This is a genomic window from Planktothrix agardhii (assembly GCF_904830935.1).
GTDB classification, from domain to species: Bacteria; Cyanobacteriota; Cyanobacteriia; order Cyanobacteriales; family Microcoleaceae; genus Planktothrix; species Planktothrix agardhii.
On record NZ_LR882952.1, the window covers coordinates 4,010,001 to 4,017,500 of the forward strand.

Genomic DNA, 7,500 nt, shown 5'->3' on the forward strand with positions numbered 1-7,500 from the left:
GTCCATCGACTACGCTCTTCAGCCTCGCCTTAGGCCCTGACTCACCCTCCGCGGACGAGCCGTGCGGAGGAACCCTTAGGGTTTCGGGGTGTAGGATTCTCACCTACATTTTCGCTACTCAAGCCGACATTCTCACTTCTGGTTCGTCCACACCTGCTTCCGCTAGTGCTTCTCCCTACGCCAGAACGCTCCCCTACCAATACAATAAATCATATTCCACAGCTTCGGTACACCACTTAGCCCCGTTCATTTTCGGCGCAGCAACGCTTGACCAGTGAGCTATTACGCACTCTTTTAAGGTTGGCTGCTTCTAGGCAAACCTCCTGGTTGTCTCGGCATTCCCACCTCCTTTCTCACTTAGTGGTGATTTGGGGACCTTAGCTGGTGGTCTGGGCTGTTTCCCTCTTGACGATGGAGCTTATCCCCCACCGTCTGACTGGTTGTTCTTCCTCTGGGTATTCAGAGTTTGTCTCGATTTGGTACCGCTCTCGCAGCCCGCACCGAAACAGTGCTTTACCCCCCAGATTTTTCCACAACCGCTGTGCCTCAACACATTTCGGGGAGAACCAGCTAGCTCCGGGTTCGATTGGCATTTCACCCCTAACCACACCTCATCCGCCGATTTTTCAACATCGGTCGGTTCGGACCTTCAATTGGTTTTACCCAAGCTTCATCCTGGACATGGTTAGATCACCCGGGTTCGGGTCTAAAAACAATGACGACTTCGCCCTCTTCAGACTCGCTTTCGCTTGGGCTTCGACATTTTCTGTCTTAACCTGCCATTGCCTTTAACTCGCCGGCTCATGCTTCAACAGGCACGCGGTCATCCGTTTAATCGGACTCCCACTGCTTGTAAGCTGACGGTTTCAGGTTCTATTTCACTCCCCTTCCGGGGTTCTTTTCACCTTTCCCTCACGGTACTGTTTCTCTATCGGTCACACAGGAGTATTTAGCCTTACCTCGTGGTCGAGGCGGATTCACACGGACTTTCACGGGCTCCGTGCTACTCGGGATTCAGCTAGGCTTTTTGAGTTTTCGACTACGGGACTTTCACCCTCTCTGGTGCAGGTTTCATCTGCTTTGTCTAACTCTCTAAGTCCAGTGTCGCTGTCCCACTACCCCAATCGGTAAACCGACTGGTTTAGGCTGTTTCCCTTTCGCTCACCACTACTCGGGAAATCGCTTTTGCTTTCTTTTCCTCGGGCTACTAAGATGTTTCAGTTCGCCCGGTTCGCTCATGCCCACCTATTTGATTCAGTGGGCTGTTTTTGGGTTCCCCCATTCGGACACCCCCGGCTCGTCGCTCGCTTCCAGCTCCCCGGAGTTTATCGTCGGTCGCCACGTCCTTCTTCGCCTCTGTGTGCCAAGGTTTCCACCGTCAGCCCTTTCTATCTTGACCACTTAACTTTGTTTCTGTTGTTTTGTTTGTGGTTATCTCTTTGGCTTTTGGGTTGGTTTCCCTTCCCATGGCTCAAAGTTCTAACTACGAACTACTGCCAGTTTTTGTTTCTCTGCAATTTTCAAGGTTCTGTCTGGACTTGTTAGTCCAGCATTCTGGCTTCTTTTTGATTGAAGCTAGGTGCTGAATTGTCCTAGGTTTTGAACCGGACTTCCGAGTTTGAAAGCTGTTGTTGTGTTTTTCATTTTTCTCGTAACGACCTGGGATGACTTTTGATGGTGCTATTTTTGTTGGATTTGGCACTCTCATCAAAAGTAGGTCTCCCTAAAAGGAGGTGATCCAGCCACACCTTCCGGTACGGCTACCTTGTTACGACTTCACCCCAGTCATCAACCCCGCCTTCGGCACCCTCCTCCCCCGAAAGGGTTAGAGTAATGACTTCGGGCGTGGCTCACTTCCATGGTGTGACGGGCGGTGTGTACAAGGCCCGGGAACGGATTCACCGCAGTATGCTGACCTGCGATTACTAGCGATTCCTCCTTCATGCAGGCGAGTTGCAGCCTGCAATCTGAACTGTGCCAGGGTTTGTGAGATTCGCTCTCCCTCGCGGGTTGGCTGCTCTGTGTCCCTCGCATTGTAGTACGTGTGTCGCCCAGGACGTAAGGGCCATGCTGACTTGACGTCATCCTCACCTTCCTCCGGTTTGTCACCGGCAGTCTCGCTAGAGTTCCCAACTTAATGATGGCAACTAACGACGAGGGTTGCGCTCGTTGCGGGACTTAACCCAACATCTCACGACACGAGCTGACGACAGCCATGCAGCACCTGTCTTCTGGTTCCTTACGGCACTCTCCCCTTTCAAGGAGATTCCAGAGATGTCAAGTCCTGGTAAGGTTCTTCGCGTTGCATCGAATTAAACCACATACTCCACCGCTTGTGCGGGCCCCCGTCAATTCCTTTGAGTTTCACACTTGCGTGCGTACTCCCCAGGCGGGAAACTTAACGCGTTTGCTTCGGCACGGCCCGGGTCGATACAGGCCACACCTAGTTTCCATCGTTTACCGCTAGGACTACTGGGGTATCTAATCCCATTCGCTCCCCTAGCTTTCGTCCCTCAGTGTCAGTTATAGCCCAGCAGAGCGCCTTCGCCACCGGTGTTCTTCCTGATCTCTACGCATTTCACCGCTACACCAGGAATTCCCTCTGCCCCTACTACACTCTAGTCTTCCAGTTTCCACTGCCTTTACGAGGTTAAGCCTCGCTCTTTAACAGCAGACTTGGATGACTACCTACGGACTCTTTACGCCCAATCATTCCGGATAACGCTTGCATCCCCCGTATTACCGCGGCTGCTGGCACGGAGTTAGCCGATGCTTTTTCCTCAGGTACCGTCATTGTGTTCTTCCCTGAGAAAAGGGGTTGACAATCCAAGAACCTTCCTCCCCCACGCGGTCTTGCTCCGTCAGGCTTTCGCCCATTGCGGAAAATTCCCCACTGCTGCCTCCCGTAGGAGTCTGGGCCGTGTCTCAGTCCCAGTGTGGCTGATCATCCTCTCAGACCAGCTACTGATCGTCGCCTTGGTGGGCTCTTACCTCACCAACTAGCTAATCAGACGCAAGCCCCTCTCTAGGCGATTAATCTTTTACCTTTCGGCTCATCCGGGTTTAGCAGTCGTTTCCAACTGTTGTCCCCGTCCTAGAGGCAGGTTCTTACGTGTTACTCACCCGTCCGCCACTAAATCCCTAAGGATTCCGTTCGACTTGCATGTGTTAAGCAGACCGCCAGCGTTCATCCTGAGCCAGGATCAAACTCTCCGTTTTGAAGAATCTGTTGTTTTGGCTCTAAAACTTGTTTCTCAAAGTTTTAGAATTTTTTGCTTTTTCAGAAAGTTTGTGTTAAACTCCCTGGTTAAGCTCTAAATTCTGTTTCGACGAGAATAAAATGTTTTAACTTGGCTTTCAAACTCTTTAGTTGTCCAGGTTCGGTGTGTCTTTGTTTTTCGACACTTTTATAAATCTATCAGTCTTTCTCGAAGATGTCAACCATTTTGAGAAAATATTTTTTTATGCCCGCCAAATCCTATCTGTATAAAGGGTTCAGCTTTTTGTCTCTGGGTATTAGTCAAAGATAGAGTCCTAATCGCACTTTTTTTGGGGTTGATGGCTTACGGAATTTTTGCTGGTGTCACTGTAGCTAGGGGAAACAGATATCGATTTTGCGTTAATTACTGAGGGAGAAGCCGTTTGAGACAATGGCTTTGATTAGTAGATGGTCAGTGTTGGACTTATATATTAGGTTGAACGGATGATGCTCTATGTTCTCAGTGGCGAAATTGAGGCTAAACTAACGGATATTTTCATCAATCAAGGCCCCTATTATGATTAATGATGCTGACAACTCAGAAATTCAAGCCGAATGGGATTTACTCAATGATCTGTTTCTGAATGATCTACCATCTTCCTGGAATCCCTATACAGTGAAGGCTGAAGCCTGTTTTTTAGATCAAAATGCTGAGGATTCCCTAATGGCCGCATTTACAGAGGCAGAATTAGTGGAAAGATCTCAACGGTTTATGAACCAAATTAATCAATTTTGGCCAGCAACCCGATTGAAAACGTCTTTATTACAGAATTTTGCGGAACAAATACCTGATGAGTTGTTGAATCGTTTAGCACAGGCAGCTACCCGAATGAATGAAGAGGTTTCTTCGCGAAGTTTGTCCTTAGCTGATCAATTAGTGCAGTGTGTTCAGGAGTTATTGCCCCAATGGTCAGAGGAGGATTTGCAGGTTTTAGCCCGTCCTTTTGCTTATGCAATGCGAGGAGCAGAACTGGATGGGGATGGGGTAAGATCGAATTCGACTATCCTGAAAGAAACCAGTTGGTCTGAGTTATCCGAGATTGAACAAGCTAGAACTTGCTTTGTGATCACTCGTTATGCGTTATTGGAGGTTTTTTCTGCCCAGGAAACCTCTTGACCTCGCTTTTTGTTAGCTTAGGATCGGCAAATTTTATTTTTTTTGCTCAAGCCCCTAGTCATTTTTTTGATCTTGTGCTAAATTAAGAAATTGTACGGCGAGCGTAGCCAAGTGGTTAAGGCAGAGGATTGTGATTCCTCCACTCGTGGGTTCAAGTCCCATCGTTCGCCCTTAGAGCATATAGTCTGTTCAGGCTGGGTCGGGATGAGTTTTTTTAACTAAGTTGGAGCAAGAAGTCCGGTGTTCTAAGCCATAGGGATGTGCTGTGTGGATGGCAGCCAAAAAACAACTGATTACAAAAGTGTTATAGATTGTTAATTGTTTACGAGTTCCTAAACCTTCATGAATTATTTGTTGGGGCTAATTTAGGTCAAGAAATTAAATTCTGATATTGCCCACTATATTCTATTGCAACTTCAAGAAAAAACAGTTTTTGATTTAGATGAAGTTGAAATTTATGGCGACAGCATCTCCCCTTCCAGCAAAGTTGTTTTTTTATAATCTGGTTTAATCTAATAAATCGTTAGATTTGTCCAAAATCTGATTAAAGAAACTGGAAACCAAAGAAAGAACAATTGAACCAAATAATGCTGCCCAGAAGCTAGAAATTGAAAATCCGGGAGTAAAATACGCCACTAAGGAAATAGAAATGGCATTGACGACTAATAAAAATAAACCTAACGTTAGAATCGTTAAAGGCAGGGTAAAAATGGTAATAATGGGTTTAATAATGGCATTTACTAAAGCCATAACAACCACTCCAATGGCGGCAGATTGCCAACTGCTAATGGTAAAACCAGGAACAATATGAGCTGTTACTCCGAGTGAAATTGCCGAGATTACCCAAGTGACAAAAAAATTGAGCATGGATTTTTCCTGAAAATGAAAGTTAAGGTCTAGGTTGTTTTTAGGAACTTGTTATTCTAAAACAACATCCTTATAGACAATTTATTTTACATGATTATATCAAAATTGGGCACTGTAGAGGCTAACATAATTATAAAGGATTTGATTGTAAAGTGGAGCAGTAAACAGATGATCAGACTTGGGAAATTCATCGTTTTAATAGTGGCTACAATGCTATTGGTTTTTCCTGTAGCCTCCTGGGCGGCAAAAAATCCAGCCCATCTATTTTTTAATCATAGTTTGCTACAGGGACGGGATTTTTCTAATCAGTCCTTACCGGCGGCGGAATTTGCTAATTCCAATATGGAGTTAGCAAAATTTGATCATTCAGATTTAGAAGGCGCTATTTTTAGTAAGGGGATTCTAACTAAAGCCAGCTTAAAACAAGCAAATTTAACTTATGCAATGTTAGATCAAGCTGATTTTACCGAAGCTGATTTAAGTGATGCGGTGTTAGTTGAAGCCTTATTTTTAGGGTCAACATTTCGTAATGTTAAAATTATCGGTGCTGATTTTAGTGATGCCATATTAGACCGAGAACAGATTAGACAATTGTGTGAAATTGCCAGTGGAGTTAATTCAGTCACGGGAGTTGCAACTCGTGATTCTTTGGGCTGTAGATAAACTTGATAATATTTAGGGAAATAATCCTTTTTTGATCAAGGATCATTGGGTTATTTCCCCTTTCTTGAACACTAGATATAAAACCATTATTTTTTGATTAAATCAACAATAAACTCCCCGATTTAGGAAATATGATTCAACCCAAAATCATAGTTTAACTAAATTAATTTAGTTGCTTTAATCATGTGATAGGCAATTAACAGTTGAGTTAAAGCTAGAGGATAGCTTTGTAGTATTTCTCCGGTTGTACCTGTTAAAATTCCCAAATTTTGATTCCCTCCAGAACTACAAAAATTTTTTAAACTCGGTAATTCATTACAAAGAATCATTTCTAATGCGTTCACCTGCTCTAAGGTGGCGTGGCTATCAATTTCTAGGACATCTACTGGTTTACCCATATCTCGATCTAATCCTAGACGTACCGCTTCAATATGATGACCATTTTGTTGCTGTAAAATTTCACTGAAATCTGGGTGGGGAATGGTCGGACGCAAAACTAAACGAACGTTCAAATTAGTTCCATTTTCATCACCATCTGGATGATAAAAGGTAACAACCACATCGGCTGATTTTCTTTGAGGACGAATAAATGCTTCTGAGTCAGGTTCCCTTTGTTTTAAGGCAAGAACTACATCTTCTTCGCTGTAACCCCGTTTCATTGTATCTCGTTTAATTTTCCATTTACTGCGTAGGGATTCAGGAGGAGCTAAATACACTTTAACATCATAATTATCCCGAACTCCACGAGTAGAATAACCCAGTAAACCTTCGACAATTACAAACCGATTGGGTTTAATATATTCCGGTGCATCAAAAGTTCCATGATGATGATTATAAATCGGTTTTAAAATGGGTTGTCCCGTTCTTAATAAAGTTAGATGTTGTTGCATAATATCCAGATAATTACAATCTGGATTTAAGGCAGTGATATCCATTTCGGCACGTTGTTTACGATCATAACGATGATAATCGTCGGTACAAATTACCGTTACATTTTCTTCACCTAAGACTTGAGCAATTCCTCTTGTTAAGGTTGTTTTTCCGGCGGCACTGTCTCCAACAATTCCTAAAATAATCGGTCGATGTGTCATCTTAAACCTCAAGCTAAAAGGGAAATCGCGATGTTTTAACTCGCGACAGAAACTCGACTCACAGTTTTTAAACTGCCTCCCCTTTTTGGGGAATAAATAGAAATTGGACTAATATTAGCATGATGTATGCTATCTGATAAAATCATATTTTAAAAAATGATTTTAATTCAGTAGAATTTGCCACTAACCAGCTTGGATTTTGATCGATAAAATCGTCCATATTAACCACAAGCTGTTCAATTTCAGTTAGGTTCTGATTGATGTTTTTTTATCCTGATTCCAATTTTTAGGCTGTTCTGCGGAAGATATTAAGTGATAACTCTGCAATCGTATATTAATAACTGCTGTATTAAAGTGATTAAACAGTTGTACTTGTCGATGAGCATCAGATAACTGATAATAGGCTTGTTTTTGGTAAATATCCGCCAGTAGTAATCCCGTGATTGAACCGATAAAACCAATAGCAATAGCCCAAAAATAGCCATAACCAACTTTTTGATAAA

Annotated in this window: 5 protein-coding genes, 1 tRNA gene and 2 rRNA genes (2 of these 8 running past the window's edge); 3 read left to right on the forward strand and 5 right to left on the reverse strand. The window is 43.6% G+C overall.

All coding sequences use genetic code 11. The annotated features are described in order from the left end of the window. A 23S ribosomal RNA gene (locus tag NMG88_RS18515) occupies positions 1 to 1,399 on the reverse strand; it reaches 1,488 nt to the left of the window's first position. Between the two features lie 327 nt (positions 1,400 to 1,726). Beyond that, positions 1,727 to 3,219 (reverse strand): 16S ribosomal RNA (locus NMG88_RS18520). The 16S and 23S rRNA genes sit together here, the layout of an rRNA operon. Before the next feature lie 557 nt (positions 3,220 to 3,776). Here NMG88_RS18520 and NMG88_RS18525 point away from each other — a divergent pair. Together NMG88_RS18525 and NMG88_RS18530 are read left to right on the forward strand one after the other, a co-directional pair. Continuing rightward, positions 3,777 to 4,376 (forward strand): hypothetical protein, encoded by a 600-nt coding sequence (locus NMG88_RS18525; RefSeq protein ID WP_042155937.1) that lies wholly within the window; start codon positions 3,777 to 3,779, stop codon positions 4,374 to 4,376. A gap of 97 nt (positions 4,377 to 4,473) precedes the next feature. Beyond that, positions 4,474 to 4,546, forward strand: a tRNA-His gene (locus NMG88_RS18530). A gap of 337 nt (positions 4,547 to 4,883) precedes the next feature. On the opposite strand, the gene NMG88_RS18535 is transcribed toward NMG88_RS18530, so the two are convergent. Then, positions 4,884 to 5,243 (reverse strand): phage holin family protein, encoded by a 360-nt coding sequence (locus NMG88_RS18535; RefSeq protein WP_042155939.1) that lies wholly within the window; start codon positions 5,241 to 5,243, stop codon positions 4,884 to 4,886. 210 nt (positions 5,244 to 5,453) lie between these two features. Here NMG88_RS18535 and NMG88_RS18540 point away from each other — a divergent pair, with 210 nt between their 5' ends. Continuing rightward, the gene (locus NMG88_RS18540; RefSeq protein ID WP_227351519.1) at positions 5,454 to 5,906 is read left to right on the forward strand and encodes a pentapeptide repeat-containing protein; all 453 of its coding nucleotides are present in this window, start codon (positions 5,454 to 5,456) and stop codon (positions 5,904 to 5,906) included. Between the two features lie 158 nt (positions 5,907 to 6,064). Here NMG88_RS18540 and NMG88_RS18545 read toward each other — a convergent pair whose 3' ends face one another. Both NMG88_RS18545 and NMG88_RS18550 read right to left on the reverse strand, forming a co-directional pair. Continuing rightward, positions 6,065 to 6,997, reverse strand: coding sequence for a phosphoribulokinase (locus NMG88_RS18545; RefSeq protein WP_026785736.1), 933 nt, complete (start codon positions 6,995 to 6,997; stop codon positions 6,065 to 6,067). A gap of 246 nt (positions 6,998 to 7,243) precedes the next feature. Then, positions 7,244 to 7,500: the 3' portion of a hypothetical protein gene (locus tag NMG88_RS18550; protein WP_227398026.1), read on the reverse strand. 133 nt of this gene lie beyond the right edge of the window; only the last 257 of its 390 coding nucleotides appear in the window; its start codon lies beyond the right edge, outside the window — the gene reads right to left on this strand; its stop codon occupies positions 7,244 to 7,246.